This window comes from Polaromonas sp., from assembly GCF_029945925.1.
Taxonomy (GTDB): Bacteria; Pseudomonadota; Gammaproteobacteria; order Burkholderiales; family Burkholderiaceae_C; genus Polaromonas.
Genome location: NZ_JAQSDN010000062.1, coordinates 33868 through 50753, shown reverse-complemented (window position 1 = coordinate 50753; position 16886 = coordinate 33868). Strand labels below are relative to the sequence as shown.

The window sequence follows — 16886 nt, the reverse complement described above, 5'->3', positions numbered from 1 at the left end:
CGGCCATGCCCACCACGGCACCGACTACCCTGCCAGGCGCACCCCAGCTGGCCTACCGCCAAGATGGCCTCTACCTCGAAGCGGCCCGCCTCGATACCCTGGCCAGCCAGTACGGCACACCGCTGTTCGTGTATTCCAAAGCTGCCATGCTGGCGGCCCTTGCGGCCTACCAGCAGGGCTTTGCCGGACGCCATGCGCAGATCTGTTACGCCATGAAGGCCAACTCCTCGCTGGGCGTGCTGCAGGTGTTTGCCCGTGCAGGCTGCGGCTTTGACATCGTCTCCGGGGGCGAGCTTGAGCGGGTGCTGGCCGCGGGCGGCGATGTGCGCAAAGTCATTTTTTCCGGGGTCGGCAAAACACGCTCCGAAATGCAGCAGGCCCTGACCGCAGGCATCGGCTGCTTCAATGTCGAGAGTGAGGCCGAACTGGATGTGCTGTCCGGGGTAGCGCTGGCCATGGGCCGCATCGCGCCGATCAGCATTCGCGTCAACCCCAATGTCGACCCGAAAACCCACCCCTATATCTCGACCGGCCTCAAGGGCAACAAGTTCGGCGTGGCGCATGAGGATGCACTGCGGATTTACCGATACGCGGCGTCACTTGAAGGGCTACAGGTGGTCGGCATCGATTGCCACATCGGCTCGCAGATTACCGAGACCACGCCTTACCTGGACGCCATGGACCGGGTGCTGGACCTGGTCGACAGCATAGAAGCGGCGGGCATCACGATTGAACACATCGACTTTGGTGGCGGCCTGGGCATCAATTACAACCAGGACGCACCGCCCGCGGCAGATGTGCTCTGGCAGGAACTGCTGGCCAAACTGGATGCACGCGGCCATGGCGGCAAAAAACTGATGGTCGAGCCGGGTCGCTCGCTGGTGGGCAACGCCGGCGTCTGCCTGACCGAGGTGCTTTACCTCAAGCCCGGTGAGCAGAAGAATTTCTGCGTGATTGATGCCGCGATGAACGACCTGCCGCGTCCCGCCATGTACCAGGCGTTTCATGCAATCGTGCCGCTTGAGACGCACCAGGACAGGCAGCAGGCGTCCTACGACGTGGTCGGCCCGGTCTGCGAAAGCGGCGACTGGATAGGCCGCGACCGCACGCTGGCAGTGGTCGCCGGGGATCGACTGGCCGTGCTGTCGGCGGGGGCCTACTGCATGAGCATGGCCAGCAACTACAACACCCGGGGCCGTGCCGCCGAGGTGCTGGTCGATGGTGAACAAGCCCACCTCATACGCAAGCGCGAAACAGCGGCCGACACCTTCCGCGGCGAAAAATTGTTGCCGTGAGGACGACGTCTCTTGATGCCCATCAAGAGACGTCTGCAGAGGTGGAAGTACAGTCGGTTTTCTTCAAATCGACGTTAAGCACTGACATGGCTCTGGAACTTTATCGCGACAAAAACCACGCCTGCCTGATGTTCACCGACCTCATCGAGGAAGATGGACAGGCGGTTCAGGCCAACCAGTTTCTCATCGTGGACAACGGCACGGGGGCCATCATTGATCCCGGCGGAAACCTGGCCTACAACGAACTGTTCATGGGCATGACGCAGCATTTTCCGCCGCACAAGCTGTCCTACATCATCGCTTCACATGCAGACCCCGACATCATCGCTTCGCTGGATCGCTGGCTGAGCAGTACCCAGGCCATGCTCGTGATTTCACGGGTGTGGGAGCGTTTTGTTCCACATTTCACCAAGGTCGGCAAGACCGACAAACGCGTGATCGGCGTGCCCGACGGTGGCGGGCGCCTGCCTCTGGGCGCCAATGAACTGTGGTTGATCCCGGCGCACTTCATGCACTCCGAAGGCAATTTTCACTTCTACGATCCGGTCAGTCGCATCCTGTTCACGGGCGATCTCGGGGTGTCGATGATGTCCGGCGCCCAGGCGCGCCAACCGGTCACCAGCCTCAAGCCGCACATTCCCCTGATGGAAGGTTTCCACCGGCGCTACATGGTCTCGAACAAGATCCTGCGGCTGTGGGTCAACATGGTGCGTCCCATGGACATCGCCATGCTGGTGCCGCAACACGGCGCACCGATCGTCGGCAAGCAGGCCGTGAACGAATTCTTCGACTGGATTGAAAACCTGATGTGCGGTATCGACCTGTTTGACGATCGCGCCTACCAGTTGCCTACGGCAAGCATCGATCCGGTCGCGCGCCAGATCCGGCCCGCGCTGCGTGCCGTGAACGCCTAGGTTTCAGGCAAAAACCTGCTCCAGCCCTTATCAATCGTGCGCCTTCAGCTCCTGATTCAGGAGCATTTGCTTCACTGCAGGCGCGTCGCTGCGGCAGGACGGGAACCCGCCGGACGCTTGCGCCGACCCCAGCGCTGCCATACACGCCAGCCCAGCAGCGCAGCGATGATGGCCGCATAGACCGACACCTCGGCAAAATCGTTTTTGCCTGAGCGCATCCAGAAGAAATGCAGGATGCCCAAGCCCGCAATCAGGTACACCAGCTTGTGAAGCATCTGCCAGCGCTTCGCCCCGAGCCGGCGGATGGCTGCGTTGAAGGAGGTCGCAGCCAGCGGTGTCAACAGCAGGAAAGCGGCAAATCCCACCAGGATGAACGGCCGCTTGATGATGTCCCTGACGATATCGGCCACATCAAAGCCCATGTCGAACCAGCTGTAGCTGAGCAGGTGGACCAGCACGTAAAAATACACAAACAGCCCCAGCATGCGGCGAAAACGCGCCAGCGCGGGCGTGTTGCTGATCACCCGCAGCGGTGTGACGGCCAGCACGATGCACAGGAAACGCAGGGTCCAGTCGCCCGTTGCCCGGATCAGCGCTTCCGCGGGGTTGGCGCCCAGCTGGTTGGCCAGCGCGCTGTAGAACAGCCAGATGAACGGCAACAGGCAGGTAATGAAGACTGCCGGCTTGGCCGCAGGATGGAGGAGAAGTTTTTTCATGGTTGAAAACCAAATCGGCGCCGCGGCGCCGAACGAGGTTTTGCGTACTGGCGAGCCCCGGCTTCGAATCAATAAAACTTCTTCAGATCCATGCCCGCATACAACTGCCCCACCTGGGCCTCGTAGCCGTTGAACATCAGGGTTTTGCGTTTCTTGGCGAACAGGCCATCTTCGCCAATACGGCGCTCGGTCGCCTGGCTCCAGCGCGGATGGTCCACGGACGGGTTCACATTGGAATAAAACCCGTATTCGCTGGCAGCCGCCTTGTTCCACGCGGTACGCGATTCCTTGTCGGTAAAGCGGATCTTGACGATGCTCTTGCCACTCTTGAAACCGTATTTCCATGGTACCACCAGGCGCACCGGCGCACCGCTCTGGTTGGGCAGCACTTCGCCGTACATGCCGAAACTCAAAAGGGTCAGCGGGTGCATCGCCTCGTCCATGCGCAGTGCCTCGACATAGGGCCAGTCCAGCACGCGCGAGCCGACAAACGGCATGGTTTTCGGATCGGCCTGGGTGATGAACTCGACATACTTGGCGTTACCCAGCGGCTCGACCTTTTTAATGAGCTCCGCCAGCGAATAGCCAACCCAGGGAATCACCATGGACCAGCCTTCGACGCAGCGCAGCCGGTAGATGCGTTCCTCCTGGGCGCTGAGCCTGATCAGGTCTTCGATGGCCCAGTTTCTGGGCTGCTTGACCAGGCCTTCGATGGCCACCGTCCAGGGCTTGGTCACCAGCGTGTGGGCATTTTTGGCCGGGTCCGACTTGTCGGTACCGAATTCATAGAAGTTGTTGTAGCTTGTGACGTCCTTGTAGTCCGTCACTTTCTCCATCGTGACCGCGCCGGCCACCCCCGATTTGGCACCGGGCAAAGCAGCCAGCTTCCCGGGTTTGACAACCGCCTGCGCCAGCGCTTGTCGACCGGCCCAGGAAGCGATGGTCGCACCGGCGGCACCTGTAGCCATCAGCTTGATCAGCTTGCGCCGCTGCTGGTAAACGCCCTGAGGCGTGATGTCGCTGGAAACGGCGTGGTCGAAGCCACTGTGGTCAGTCTTGATCAGCATGGTGTGTCCTTGTTGTGGGGAAGGGCTGGGAGTTAGTCTGGGTACGCAGCCGCTTCTTACAAGGATTCAAACCCCGGCTACAAGGTTCCGTAACTGTGCAGGCCCGACAGGAACATGTTCACCCCCAGAAAGGCAAAGGTGGTGACGGCCAGCCCCACCAGGGCCCACCAGGCGGCCACGGTACCGCGCAGGCCCTTCATCAGCCGCATGTGCAGCCAGGCCGCGTAGTTGAGCCAGACGATCAATGCCCAGGTTTCTTTCGGGTCCCAGCTCCAGTAACCGCCCCATGCCTCAGCCGCCCACAAGGCGCCAAGCACGGTGGCGATGGTGAAAAACGCAAAGCCGACGGCAATGGCCTTGTACATCACGTCGTCGAGCACTTCGGCGCTCGGCAGGCGTGCCGCAATGCGCTGGCGGCCCAGCAAAATGGCGGCGGCAACCAGGCCGGAGACCAGCAGATAACCCAGCCAGTAATTGGTACCCCCGGTTTCGGTTGACTTGCGAAACACAATCGGCACAAAACACAGGACCACGGCGAGCAGCCACAAGGGCGTCAGCTTGTACCAGCGGGTCTCGCCGGCCTGCTGCTTGACCAGGTAGGCCAGCGCCACCATGGCGGCCAGTGCGAACATGCCGTAGCCAATGAAGTTGGCCGGCACATGCAGCTTCATCCACCAGCTTTTCAGGGCCGGCACCAGCGGCTGGATTTCATGCGCCTCACGCACCACGGTATACCAGAGCAGAAACCCCACGGCGGCACTGACCACCAGCATGACAAACGCGCCCATGGCACGGGTCTTGTACTGCGCTTCGAAGTAGAGGTAAAACGCCGCAGTCATCCAGCAGAACATGACGAACACCTCATACAGGTTGCTCACCGGGATGTGGCCGACATCGGTGCCGATCAGATAACTTTCGTACCAGCGAACCATGGTGCCGATCAGTGCCATGCCCACGGCCACCCAGGCAATTTTGGAGCCCAGCGATTCCATGGTGTCGCCCTGCCCGCGCACGAACATGCCGAGCCAGTAAAACGCCGTGCTCATGAAAAACAGCACGCTCATCCAGAGAATGGCCGACTGGCTGGACAGGAAATACTTGAGCCAGAACACCTGTTCGGCGCGTGCCAGATCGCCCTGGTAGGACACGATGCCGAGCAGGGAGAAGCCCGCCACCAGCAGCATCAGCGCGCGCAGCGGCCGCCAGAACCAGCCCATCGCAATGGCGGCGGGAATGGACCCGAGCAAAATGCCTTTTTCATAGACATCCATGAAAGCGCTGTACCGGGCAAAGGCATACAGCCCGCCGGCCAGGACAAGCGCCGCAAAAATCCAGTCCAGCGCATTGCGCTTGGCGAAATAGCCTTGCTGCAGGATGATGGTGGTCGCGTCCGTGGTGCGCGAGTTCAGGGTGGTGGTGGTGTTCATCGGGGCACCTGTAAAAGTTTTGTTTTCAGCATTTCAAATTCCTTGCCGCCGTCCATGGTCTGGCGATTGGTCGACATGGCCATGGTGGCCTGGCTGCCCGCGCCTGATTCTGGCCCTTTTCCGGACTCTGTGAAAGCCGCACTTGCGCCGGCCGGCGCCAGCCAGACCCAAAGGCGGCGCTCGCGCACATACAGCATGGCAAAGATGCCCAGAATCAGCAGGGCGCAACCGAGATAGACAATGTTTCTCCCGGGTGCACGCGCCACCTGGAAGACACTGGCCTGCAACTGCGTGAAGTCCTTCAGTTCAAACGCCATGGGCGCCGGATAGTGGTGGGCATCACTGAGGGACAACACGGCCTGTGCCATGAAAGCCTGGGTTGTTTCGTCGCGCGGCAGCAGCGGCAAGCCGCCTTGCTCCCTCGTAAGCTGCACCAGTTCAAACAACACGCCGTTGAGGATGCGCACCAGCACTTCGCCGGCGCGGCTGCGCTCGTCTTCCGGCACATTGGTTTCCATGAAATCGGAAATCGCCTGCAGCCCGGCCAGTGCCCCGGCCTGGGCTCCAGCCACCGGCTGGTCGGGGCCGGCGAACAGGGCCAGCGCCCGCGACGCGGACGCGGACAGCTGCTCTGCCAGATCGGGCCGGTCCGTCGCGATGGCCTGGCGTACATAACGCTGGACGGCTTTGTCGCGCTGGGCCGGGTCGGCCAGCGCACGACGCAACCGCAAGAAACCCTCCATGCTGCCCTGCTCGTCGGCGGGAATGCGCAGGTACTGGAAAGGCTCGGCCGGGGTTTCACGCACGCCCAGCAAAAACAGCGCCGGACTGAACTCGGCCGTGTCCATCTTCACCGGCAGCATGTAGTTGTGAAACTCCCTGGCCTGGCCGGACGCGTCGCGCAGCTTGTAGGTCACGCTGGGGCCGACGTTGCGCAGTTCCTTCTTTTCGCGGGTCTTGTTGGCCGCGCCCAGGCGTGAATCGAGGGCCTGGCGCAAATCGACCTTGCGCACATCCGCGCCCGACGTCGCACCCATGCTGCCCGAGTCGCCAAAATTCTCGACGTTGATGACACGCAAGGCGGTGTATTCCAGCGTCATCTTTTCGGCGCCATTGCTCAAGCTGCTGGAGCCGCCAATCGTGCCCTGGATTTCAAAAGGCTTGCTGGCCCCCTGGCTGCCGGTAGCCAGCGGTACCGCCTTGAGCGTGACGCTGGAGCCGCCATCATCAAAGCTGGACTGGTAAATCTCTATGCCTTTGTGGCGGGCCGGATGGTTGACCTCGACACGGGCCGGGATCTTCTCGCCGGTTTCCTTGTCGTGGATCACGATGTCGCTGGCAAACAGGCTGGGCATGCCGGTCGAGTAGTACTCGACGATGAATTTTTTCAGTTCCACCGCAAAAGGCAGGTCCTGCAGCAAAACGCCGCCGGGCTGGTTCAGGATGGCGGTGCTCGACTGGGTGCCCTCGGCGACCAGCAGGTTGGCGCGGAAGGTCGGGTTGCGCTCGCTCAGGCGGTGCTGAGCCGGCACATCGGCAATCAAGCCGCCGCCGGTGTAGATGGTCTTGTTGTTAAGCCACATCTGCGCACGCACGATCAGATCGCCATCAAGCAGTCCACCCACACACACCAGCACGATGGCGCTGTGTGCAGCAATGTAACCGAGCTTGTTGGCGGCACCCGCCTTGGCCGCCACCATCCAGCCTTCGCCGCCGGACGTGGTTCTCTGCTGCAGCTTGACCTTCCAGCCGCCCTGCACCAGCGTTTGCCCGATGCGCCGCGCGGCCGCTTCCGGCCCCTCGTCCAAGGCCGCTTCGGCGCGGTGCCCGAAAGCCTTGAGGCTTTGTTCACGGATGTTTTCCTTCAGCTGGTTCAGGTCGGCCAGGATCTTGGGCGTGTTGCGGCTGATGCACAGGGACGTGGAGACCACCAGAAAGGCCAGGATCAGCATGAACCACCAGGCGCTGTATACCGTGTACAGGCTGACTGCGCCAAACACCTGAGCCCAGAACGGGCCGAACTGGTTGACGTAGTTGCCTATCGGCTCCTGCTGCTTGAGCACCGTGCCTATCACCGAGGCGATGCAGATCACCGTGAGCAGCGAGATGGAAAAGCGCATCGACGACAGCAACTCCACGGTGGAGCGCAGGGCGTGAGAGCCCGCCTTGAGCCTCATGCCGTGGGTGGAAACTGCGTGGCTGGGAACGGTCATGCGTGGTGTTCGGTTGGGCGGCAACAAAAAAGGCGGGTCTTCTGAAAAAGACCCGCCCTGTATGGAGTGATTATTCTGGCTGGGGTTCAATACAAACCGGGCGAGCCCCTGTATTTTCCCGGGAAAGAGGTTTTGCCCTTCCCCCCGGCCATGGATTCCATGGGTTTTTCAGGGGATTCAGCGCAAACCGGCAATGTAGTCAGCCACGGCGCGGATTTCCCTGTCGTTCAGTTTGGCGGCAACCTGCGTCATCTGCAGGTTGTTGTTGCGCCCACCGTCGCGGAAAGTCGTCAGCTGGGCCGCGGTGTATTCGGCATGCTGGCCGCCCAGACGCGGGTACTGCGACGGAATGCCGGCGCCGTTCGGGCTGTGGCAACCGGCACAGGCCGGCACCTGGCGGTCGGAGATGCCGCCGCGGTAGATGCGCTCACCCAGCGCCACCAGGGCCTTGTCCTTCGCGAAACCGGGCTTGGCCTTTTGGCTGGTCACCCAGTAAGCGATGTTTTTCATGTCGTCGTCGCTGAGGGCGCTGGCAAAACCCTTCATGACGGCATTGTTGCGCTTGCCCGACTTGAATTCCTGAAGTTGCTTGACCAGGTATTCGGGGTGTTGCTGCGCCAGCTTCGGATTGGCGGCAATGGCGGAGTTGCCGTCCGCCGCGTGGCAGGCGACACACACCGCGGTGTAAGTTGCCTCCCCCTTGACCAGATCCGGCTTGGCCACCTTGGCCGGAGCGGCCTCGCCGGCGGCCCGCGAGACAGCCGGTACAAGCAGCAGGGCGGCAAATAAATAAGTAATCAACGAAGTGGAAACAAGCTTCATATCGGGGGTTTAATAGTTGACTCTAAAGTGGACCAGGCAATCGGCGCACAGCCTTGGGCTGAAATAATAGCCCGCTGGGGCGCCGACCAACGCAAAACTCCCTGATTTTACAATGGCTTGGGGGACAATCCCAAATATGAGCATATCTCCCCGATCTACACCCGTTAAAACGCAGAAGCCGACCGCCAAGCGGGCGCCGCCCAAAGAAGCAGCGGCCAAAATGGCTGCCGCGCTGGCCGCCCAGCCGCCCCAGTCCGCCGAGGCGAAAATTGCCATGGGCTGGCTGCACACCGCCAAGTTTCTGACCACAGCGCCCGAACTCAAACACTTGCCGATGTATGAGTTTCCCGAGATTGCCTTTGTCGGCCGCTCCAACGCGGGCAAGTCCACCTGCATCAACACGCTGACGCAGATCAACCGCCTCGCCTTTGCATCCAAAACCCCGGGCCGAACGCAGAGCATCAATTTGTTCTCTCTCGGTAAACAGGGGGTGACCGATGCGGTTCTGGCCGATCTGCCGGGTTACGGTTACGCAGCCGTGCCCAAGGCCGCCAAATACCGCTGGCAGCAGGTGATGGGCAACTACCTGCAGACGCGCGACAACCTCAAGGGCGTGGTGCTGCTGTGCGATCCGCGTCTGGGCCTGACCGAGCTCGATGAAATCCTGCTGGACGTGATCCGCCCGCGGGTCGAGGAAGGCCTGAAGTTTCTGGTGCTGCTGACCAAGTCCGACAAGCTCAACAAAACCGAGGCCGCCAAGGCGCTGTCCATTGTGCGACTGCAGGCCGGCGGCGGCGATGTCAAACTGTTTTCCGCGCTCAAGCGGCAAGGCGTGGAAGAAGTGGCCCAGCACCTGTGGCAGTGGGTCCATCCACCGGTCAAGCCTGACAAGGCCGCCAAGGCGGTGCCAACCCCGCCGCCAGAAGAAGAGTCCGGCGACGCCTGAGTCCGGCCCGGCAGGCAGGGCCGGCTCTGCCGTTTGTGCATTTTTAAGCAAAAACTGCCTGCAGCCCAATTCCTACGGGCGCAGGCAGCTATCGAATGCATAGCACCATGATTGAAACCCGCCTGATTCCCCTGCCTCACGGCATCAGCCTGTCCTGCCGCATGGCGGGTCAACCGGGCCGGCCCGTCCTGATGTTCCTGCACGGCTTTCCGGAAGGGGCTTTTGTCTGGGACACCCTGCTGGCGCACTTTGCCAAGCCGGAAAACGGCGCTTACTTCTGCATCGCGCCCAACCTGCGCGGTTTCGAGAAGTCGAGCGCACCGCCAGAGGTGGACGCCTACCGGCCCAAATACCTGATGCAGGACATCGCCGCGCTGGTGGCGGCAGTCTGTCCGTACGACAAGCGCCAGCTTGAATGCCTGGTCGCCCACGACTGGGGCGGCGCGATTGCCTGGAACCTGGCCGCCGCCATGCCGCAGCTGATGAAAAAACTCGCCATCATCAATTCGCCCCATCCAGGCACCTTTTTACGCGAGCTGCAGGACTCGCCGGCCCAGCAGGCCGCCAGCGCCTACATGAATTTCCTGATTCGCCCGGACGCCGAGGCGCTGCTGGCGAAGGACGATTTCCGCCGCCTGTGGCAATTTCTGACCAATGGCAGCGACCACCCACCGGCCTGGCTCACCGACAGCGTCAGGGACCAGTACCGCGAGGTCTGGCGCGCCGGGCTCACCGGCGGCTGCAACCTGTACCGCGCATCGCCGCTGCGCCCGCCCCGGCCCGGGCCACCGTACAACGACCCGGCCGCCGCCGCTGTCACGCTGGCGCGCGAGCGCTTGATGGTCCTGCTGCCAACACTGGCGATCTGGGCACTCGACGACATCGCGCTGCCGCCGGCCCTGATCGATGGCCTGGCCGACTACGTGCCGGACATGCAGCTGCAGCAGGTAGCTGGCGCCTCCCACTGGATCGTGCATGAGCAGCCCGAACGGGTGGCCGGTTATCTGCAGGATTTTTTGGGCCATGCTCGTTAGCTACTGTTTTTATAGCTGACTGCGCTTACTCCACAAGGGCTGGAGCCCGAAAACACCTGTAAACCGGGCTGATCCGGCCTAGTAAAGCGACGGCTCATCGTCCGGCCGGGTCTTGAACCGTTTGTGCACCCAGTAGTACTGCGCCGGCATGGTGTCGATGTAGGCCTGCAACTGGGCATTCATGAAGGCGGTATCCGCCACCGGATCCTCCGACGGGAAGTTGGTCCAGGCCGGCAGCACCTCCACCTCGTAGCCCCAGGGCGTCAGGCGCGGCACCAGCGGCACCACCTTGGCGCGGCCCAGGCGGGCGAAGCGGGAAAGCGAAGGCACGGTCGCCGTCGGCAAACCGTAAAACGGCACAAACACGGAATCGTCGGGGCCAAAGTCCATGTCGGGCAACAGGTACAGCGGCTGCCCTTCGCGCAGGGCCGTCACGATGGGCTTGACGCCGTCGGCCCGTCCGAACAGGCGCAGGTGGCCAAAACGCTGGCGGCCGCGCAGTATCCAGCGGTCCACCAGCTTGTTCGACTGGTCGGTATAAATGGTGGTCGACGGGCGCGGCGAATGCAGGGCGGCAGCGGCCCAGGCCGCATCGAGACCGACAAAATGCGGCAGGAAGATCACCGTGGGGTCGTTGCCGGCGAGTTCGTGCACCGCGCCGGTCAGCCGCACACGCCGCTGCACCCAGGCCTGCGGCGCGTGCCACAGCCAGGCGCGATCCAGCCAGGCCTGCGCAAAATACACAAAGATCTGCTGGGTCAGCCGGCGCCGCTCGGCCTCGCCGAGTGAAGGAAAACACAGCTGCAGATTCGCCTGCACGACGCGCCGGCGCGCCCCGACCAGGCCATACAGTACCCAGCCCAGGGCCACACCGAGCGCCCGCGCCAGGGGCAGCGGAAATACCGCCAGCACCTGCATCAGGCAGATGCCGGTTCGGGTGACCAAGCGGCCAAACCCTGGGCGGGGGCGCTTCAAAACGCGTCCTTGCGTGGTGTCTTGTAGCGTGCGTAGCCCCACAGGTATTGCCCCGGCTGGCTCAGAACGATGGCCTCGATCGCCTGGTTGATGCGTGTCACGACATGGAGGATGTCGGCCGGCAATGGCCCGCTGCGCGGGCCGCCTTCGGCCGGCGCCAGTTCTTGCGCCTGCAGGCCGGCCACGGGCGGCCAGATCTTGAGGAAATAACCTTCGCCGCGCGGCAGGCGCTCGCAACTCACCGGCAGCAGCACGGCGCAGCTTTGCAGCGCCAACCGGGCCGCCAGCGTCATGGTGTAGGCCGGCTTGCCGAAAAACGGGGCCCACACCCCCAGCCCCTCGGGCGGCACCTGGTCTGTCAGCAAGGCCACGGCCTGGTTGGCCTTGAGTGTCCTGTGCATCAGCCGGATGCCACTCAGACTGGCGGGCACCACCGTCAGTTGCGGCCGTTGCCGGGTCGCCTGTTCAATCGCCGCCAGCCAGGACTTGCGGGCCGGCCGGTAAATCGCGGTGATCGGGCCATACAACTCGGCCAGCGCCTGCGGGCCCAGCTCGAAGCTGCCGCAATGCGGCCCGAAAAAAATCACCCCCCGGCCCCGGCCGAAGGCCTGCTCGACATGTATCTGGCCTTCAAGCTGCACGTTGCCGAGGCATGACTCGGTTTGCGGCCGCATCCAGAGCTTGGGCAGTTCAGCCACAAAACGTCCGGCCTCGGCAATCGCCGGCCGGGCTACATCAAAAGTGATGCCGGCCTGCGCCACGTTGTCGTGAAACTGCCGACGGTAGCTGGGGCTGAGCAGCCAGACCAACCAGCCCAGGGCCGCGCCCAGCGCATGCAGTGCGCGCAAAGGCCAGTGGGAGAAAAAACGAAACAGCAGGATCATGGAAGGCAGATATGGGCGGGAAACTCCTGCCGAAGGACAAAACGATATAATTCAAGCTGTCGCCGAGTTATTGAACTACTTGCAGGGCGACATTAAACCAAACTGCTAAAGCGTTCGCCGAGGCACCCCAAGCCGGCAACGCGCCGACTAACTTCATGGAGTGTACGCAATGGCGAACGATTTTCTCTTTACTTCCGAATCCGTCTCCGAAGGCCATCCCGACAAGGTTGCCGACCAGATTTCCGATGCCATCCTCGATGCCATCTTCAAGCAGGACCCGCTTTCGCGCGTGGCCGCTGAGACCCTGACCAACACCGGTCTGGTGGTGCTGGCCGGTGAAATCACCACCAATGCGCATGTGGACTACATCCAGGTCGCACGCGACACGCTCAAGCGCATCGGTTACGACAACACCGAATACGGCATCGACTACAAAGGCTGCGCGGTACTGGTCGCCTATGACAAGCAGAGCAACGACATCGCCCAGGGCGTGGACCATGCATCCGACGACCACCTGAACACCGGCGCCGGCGACCAGGGCCTGATGTTTGGTTATGCCTGCGACGAGACGCCGGAGCTGATGCCCGCGCCGATTTATTACGCCCACCGCCTGGTGGAACGCCAGTCCCAGTTGCGCAAGGACGGCCGCCTGCCGTTCCTGCGTCCGGACGCAAAAAGCCAGGTCACCATGCGTTATGTGGACGGCAAGCCGCACAGCATCGACACCGTGGTGCTGTCGACCCAACACAGCCCCGACCAGAGCGAAACCGCGCACAAGATGAAGGCATCCTTCGTTGAAGCCATCATTGAAGAAATCATCAAGCCGGTGCTGCCCAAGGAATGGCTCAAGGACACCAAGTACCTGATCAATCCCACCGGCCGTTTTGTCATCGGCGGCCCACAGGGCGATTGCGGCCTGACCGGCCGCAAGATCATTGTCGACACCTACGGCGGCGCCTGCCCGCACGGTGGCGGCGCATTTTCAGGCAAGGACCCTTCGAAAGTGGACCGTTCGGCCGCTTACGCCGCCCGTTATGTGGCCAAAAACATCGTGGCCGCCGGCCTGGCGCGCCAGTGCCAGATCCAGGTGGCCTACGCGATCGGCGTGGCACGCCCGATGAACGTCACGGTGTACACCGAAGGCACCGGCGTGATGTCCGACGAGAAACTCTCGGCCCTGGTCAATGAACACTTCGACCTGCGTCCCAAAGGCATCATCCAGATGCTGGACCTGCTGCGTCCGATCTACGAGAAAACCGCTGCCTACGGCCACTTCGGTCGTGACGAGCCGGAATTCACCTGGGAAAAAACGGACAAGGCAGCAGCGCTGCGCGCTGCTGCGGGCCTGTAAGTCAGCCACTGGCCAAACGACAAAAAGCCACCCCAAAAGGGTGGCTTTTTGTTGCCTGTCACTCAGGCCTCAAAAGACCCAACGGGTCTGCTCCTGCCCAAGACAGTCTGTTCAGCTTGAAAAGCTGGGCGGGTGGTTTGCCGCCTGCCGTGTCAGCGAACCTGCCGTTTCACGTTTTGCAGCCACCAGAAAGGGCCAGACCGGCCGCCCGACGCCGCCCCTTGTACCTGCAACCAGGTTTTTATCGTCACCGGCAACCATGCTGCCTGTCCGATGTCCGGATCGACCTGCTGTCAAGTCGCTACTGAACTGATTCATGATCATGATTTTTCCTCAGGAACGGGTTGATTCCAGCCGTAACGTGCTTACTTGATTCACTATAGGCCGGCGAATTGGGGCTATCTGTCGGATTCCGACGAAAGTTGCGTAGGACAACTCAACCTTGGCCGATGGCCAACATCCCACCGTCCCGCCTGGAGCCGATGGTCAGGAAACAGTCCGGTTTTATCCCCCTGGAAGCTTGTTTTGACACCACTGACTTGAAACCGCCATCAAACGGCCTTATGATTAGCACTCGCTGGTATGGAGTGCTAACAACAATCCTTTCAAGCCAGACTGTTCACAGGCACACGCGTTCGCGCGGGTGTTTTTTGATTTCAAAACCATTGTTTCAAAACAAGGAGCCACCATGAAACTTCGTCCTCTCGCAGACCGCGTGATCGTCAAACGCGTCGAAAACGAAACCAAAACCGCCTCCGGCATCGTCATTCCTGACAGCGCCGCCGAAAAGCCCGATCAGGGCGAAGTGCTGGCCGTGGGTCCCGGCAAGAAGAACGACAAGGGCGAGCTGATCGCCATGAACGTCAAGGTCGGCGACCGCGTTCTGTTCGGCAAATACAGCGGCCAGACCGTCAAGGTTGATGGCGACGAACTGCTGGTCATGAAAGAAGACGACCTCTTCGCTGTTGTCGAGAAATAAAGCTACTGTGCGGCCGCCATGCGTCGTTGCTCCGTGCTCGCAATCCTCACGTACCTGAGTACGTTCCGGTTGCTGTGCGCGGTGCGCCTGGCCTGACAGCCGCTCGCTACGCTTTCTTTCACGACAACGGTCATCCGTAAACCTTTATTGAATTTTTTGGAGAATTAAACATGGCAGCAAAAGACGTCATTTTCGGCGGCGAAGCCCGCGCACGCATGGTCGAGGGTGTGAACATCCTGGCCAACGCAGTCAAGGTTACCTTGGGCCCCAAAGGCCGCAACGTGGTGCTCGAGCGCTCTTTCGGCGCCCCCACCGTGACCAAGGACGGTGTGTCCGTCGCGAAAGAAATCGAACTCAAGGACAAGCTGCAGAACATGGGCGCGCAGATGGTCAAGGAAGTTGCTTCCAAGACCTCTGACATCGCTGGTGACGGCACCACGACCGCTACCGTTCTGGCCCAGGCCATCGTCCGCGAAGGCATGAAATATGTCGCCGCTGGCATGAACCCGATGGATCTGAAGCGCGGCATCGACAAGGCTGTCACGGCCCTGGTCGAAGAGCTGAAAAAAGCTTCCAAGCCCACCACCACCAGCAAGGAAATTGCCCAGGTCGGCACGATTTCCGCCAACAGCGACGAAGAAGTCGGCAAGATCATCGCTGAAGCGATGGACAAGGTTGGCAAGGAAGGCGTCATCACTGTTGAAGACGGCAAGTCGCTCAACAGCGAACTCGACGTCGTTGAAGGCATGCAGTTTGACCGCGGCTACCTGTCGCCCTACTTCATCAACAACCCGGAAAAGCAGTCTGCCATTCTGGACAATCCGTTTGTGCTGCTCTACGACAAGAAGATCAGCAACATCCGTGACCTGCTGCCTACCCTGGAACAAGTCGCCAAGTCCAGCCGTCCGCTGCTGATCATCTCGGAAGACGTCGAAGGCGAAGCCCTGGCCACGCTGGTGGTCAACACCATCCGCGGCATCCTGAAGGTTGTCGCTGTCAAGGCCCCTGGTTTCGGCGACCGCCGCAAAGCCATGCTCGAAGACATCGCCACCCTGACCGGCGGCAAGGTCATCGCTGAAGAAGTCGGCCTGACACTCGAAAAAGTGACACTGGCTGACCTCGGCCAGGCCAAACGCATCGAAGTGGGCAAGGAAAACACCATCATCATCGACGGCGCCGGCGCGGCTGCTGACATCGAAGCCCGCGTCAAGCAGGTTCGTGTCCAGATCGAAGAAGCGACCAGCGACTACGACCGTGAAAAACTGCAAGAGCGCGTGGCCAAGCTGGCCGGCGGCGTGGCCGTGATCAAGGTTGGCGCTGCCACCGAAGTCGAAATGAAAGAGAAAAAAGCCCGCGTGGAAGACGCCCTGCACGCTACCCGCGCTGCTGTGGAAGAAGGCATTGTGGCTGGTGGTGGCGTGGCTCTGCTGCGCGCCAAGCAGTCGGCCGGCGTCATCAAGGGTGACAACGCTGATCAGGACGCCGGCATCAAGCTGATCCTGCGCGCCATCGAAGAGCCGCTGCGCATCATCGTTTCCAACGCCGGCGAAGAGCCAAGCGTTGTTGTGAACGCGGTGCTGGCCGGTAAAGGCAACTACGGCTACAACGCCCAGAACGGCCAGTACGGTGACATGATCGACATGGGCATTCTGGACCCCACCAAGGTGACCCGCACGGCCCTGCAAAATGCAGCGTCTGTCTCGTCACTGATGCTGACGACCGAGTGCATGGTGGCCGAGGCTCCGAAAGACGAGTCCGGCGCCGGCGGCGGCGGCATGGGTGGTGGCATGGGTGATATGGGCGGCATGGGCGGCATGGGCATGTAATCCGGCTACTGCGCAGGCGCCGTCCGGACTTCTCCGGGCAGCAAACAAAAAAACCCGCAGGGCTCGCGCCCTGCGGGTTTTTTCTTGAGCGCTCGAACTAGTCGGAAGCGTCGCTATTGCCAGGCTGAGCCCACCAGTAAATCAGCACCAGCAAACCGATGATGGTCAGGGCTATCAGTTGCCACCAGCCACTTTTGCCGATGTCGTGCAGGCGACGAGCGCCGACCGCGAGCGCAGGCAGCAGCAAGGCCAAGGCCACCAAGTCGGCCACGATGTCGCCGAACAGAGATGCGGCGATCATCATCAGAATCTGGAAAAGGGAGAACCACCAGAACTCGGGGCGCGAGGCGCGCCCGGAGAAAGTGGCGTATTTGGAAAAGCAGGTCGAGATGGCTTGACCGAAGTTCATTGTTTTCTCCTCCTCAGGAGTGTGCAGG

16 protein-coding genes are annotated in these 16886 nt (G+C 61.6%); 7 read left to right on the top strand and 9 right to left on the bottom strand.

Going from position 1 to position 16886, the window contains the following annotated elements; all coding sequences use genetic code 11:
* The first annotated feature begins 5 nt into the window (after window positions 1-5).
* Complete coding sequence (gene lysA / locus PSV40_RS20640) at window positions 6-1295, top strand: diaminopimelate decarboxylase (RefSeq protein WP_300541422.1); 1290 nt, start codon at window positions 6-8, stop codon at window positions 1293-1295.
* Window positions 1296-1381: 86 nt separating this feature from the next.
* On the top strand, window positions 1382-2209 hold the full coding sequence (locus PSV40_RS20635) for an MBL fold metallo-hydrolase (RefSeq protein ID WP_300541420.1): 828 nt from the start codon (window positions 1382-1384) through the stop codon (window positions 2207-2209).
* Between the two features lie 71 nt (window positions 2210-2280).
* On the opposite strand, the gene PSV40_RS20630 is transcribed toward PSV40_RS20635, so the two are convergent.
* The 5 genes from PSV40_RS20630 to PSV40_RS20610 all read right to left on the bottom strand — a co-directional run bounded on the left by PSV40_RS20630 (window position 2281) and on the right by PSV40_RS20610 (window position 8454).
* A complete protein-coding gene (locus PSV40_RS20630; RefSeq protein WP_300541418.1) occupies window positions 2281-2925 on the bottom strand; it encodes a protein-methionine-sulfoxide reductase heme-binding subunit MsrQ in 645 nt (214 codons plus the stop codon).
* Between the two features lie 68 nt (window positions 2926-2993).
* Complete coding sequence (msrP, locus tag PSV40_RS20625; protein WP_300541416.1) at window positions 2994-3992, bottom strand: protein-methionine-sulfoxide reductase catalytic subunit MsrP; 999 nt, start codon at window positions 3990-3992, stop codon at window positions 2994-2996.
* A 77-nt stretch (window positions 3993-4069) separates the two neighbouring features.
* Window positions 4070-5419 carry a c-type cytochrome biogenesis protein CcsB gene (gene ccsB / locus PSV40_RS20620; RefSeq protein ID WP_300541414.1) on the bottom strand — a complete coding sequence of 450 codons (1350 nt, stop codon included), beginning with the start codon at window positions 5417-5419 and terminating at the stop codon, window positions 4070-4072.
* Window positions 5416-7632 (bottom strand): cytochrome c biogenesis protein ResB, encoded by a 2217-nt coding sequence (locus PSV40_RS20615; RefSeq protein ID WP_300541412.1) that lies wholly within the window; start codon window positions 7630-7632, stop codon window positions 5416-5418. The genes ccsB and PSV40_RS20615 overlap by 4 nt, the downstream gene beginning before the upstream one ends.
* 177 nt (window positions 7633-7809) lie before the next feature.
* Complete coding sequence (locus PSV40_RS20610) at window positions 7810-8454, bottom strand: c-type cytochrome (RefSeq protein WP_300541410.1); 645 nt, start codon at window positions 8452-8454, stop codon at window positions 7810-7812.
* 220 nt (window positions 8455-8674) lie between these two features.
* Here PSV40_RS20610 and yihA point away from each other — a divergent pair, with 220 nt between their 5' ends.
* Window positions 8675-9400, top strand: a complete 726-nt coding sequence (yihA, locus tag PSV40_RS20605) for a ribosome biogenesis GTP-binding protein YihA/YsxC (protein ID WP_300541574.1) — start codon at window positions 8675-8677, stop codon at window positions 9398-9400.
* A 107-nt stretch (window positions 9401-9507) separates the two neighbouring features.
* Window positions 9508-10434 (top strand): alpha/beta fold hydrolase, encoded by a 927-nt coding sequence (locus tag PSV40_RS20600; protein ID WP_300541408.1) that lies wholly within the window; start codon window positions 9508-9510, stop codon window positions 10432-10434.
* A gap of 78 nt (window positions 10435-10512) precedes the next feature.
* Here PSV40_RS20600 and PSV40_RS20595 read toward each other — a convergent pair whose 3' ends face one another.
* Window positions 10513-11379, bottom strand: a complete 867-nt coding sequence (locus PSV40_RS20595) for a lipid A biosynthesis acyltransferase (protein ID WP_300541406.1) — start codon at window positions 11377-11379, stop codon at window positions 10513-10515.
* Between the two features lie 26 nt (window positions 11380-11405).
* Window positions 11406-12293 (bottom strand): lysophospholipid acyltransferase family protein, encoded by an 888-nt coding sequence (locus tag PSV40_RS20590; RefSeq protein ID WP_300541404.1) that lies wholly within the window; start codon window positions 12291-12293, stop codon window positions 11406-11408.
* A gap of 169 nt (window positions 12294-12462) precedes the next feature.
* Here PSV40_RS20590 and metK point away from each other — a divergent pair, with 169 nt between their 5' ends.
* Entirely contained in the window at window positions 12463-13644 is a 1182-nt protein-coding gene (gene metK, locus PSV40_RS20585; RefSeq protein ID WP_300541402.1) for a methionine adenosyltransferase, read from the top strand.
* Between the two features lie 111 nt (window positions 13645-13755).
* Here metK and PSV40_RS20580 read toward each other — a convergent pair whose 3' ends face one another.
* Window positions 13756-13968 carry a hypothetical protein gene (locus PSV40_RS20580; protein WP_300541400.1) on the bottom strand — a complete coding sequence of 71 codons (213 nt, stop codon included), beginning with the start codon at window positions 13966-13968 and terminating at the stop codon, window positions 13756-13758.
* 364 nt (window positions 13969-14332) lie between these two features.
* Here PSV40_RS20580 and groES point away from each other — a divergent pair, with 364 nt between their 5' ends.
* Both groES and groL read left to right on the top strand, forming a co-directional pair.
* The gene (groES, locus tag PSV40_RS20575) at window positions 14333-14623 is read left to right on the top strand and encodes a co-chaperone GroES (protein ID WP_300541398.1); all 291 of its coding nucleotides are present in this window, start codon (window positions 14333-14335) and stop codon (window positions 14621-14623) included.
* Window positions 14624-14793: 170 nt separating this feature from the next.
* Window positions 14794-16449: a chaperonin GroEL gene (gene groL / locus PSV40_RS20570; protein ID WP_300541396.1), complete on the top strand. Its 1656-nt coding sequence runs from the start codon at window positions 14794-14796 to the stop codon at window positions 16447-16449.
* A gap of 97 nt (window positions 16450-16546) precedes the next feature.
* Here the strand turns inward: groL and PSV40_RS20565 are convergent, their stop codons facing one another.
* On the bottom strand, window positions 16547-16858 hold the full coding sequence (locus tag PSV40_RS20565; RefSeq protein WP_300541394.1) for a DUF805 domain-containing protein: 312 nt from the start codon (window positions 16856-16858) through the stop codon (window positions 16547-16549).
* Window positions 16859-16886 lie beyond the last annotated feature (28 nt).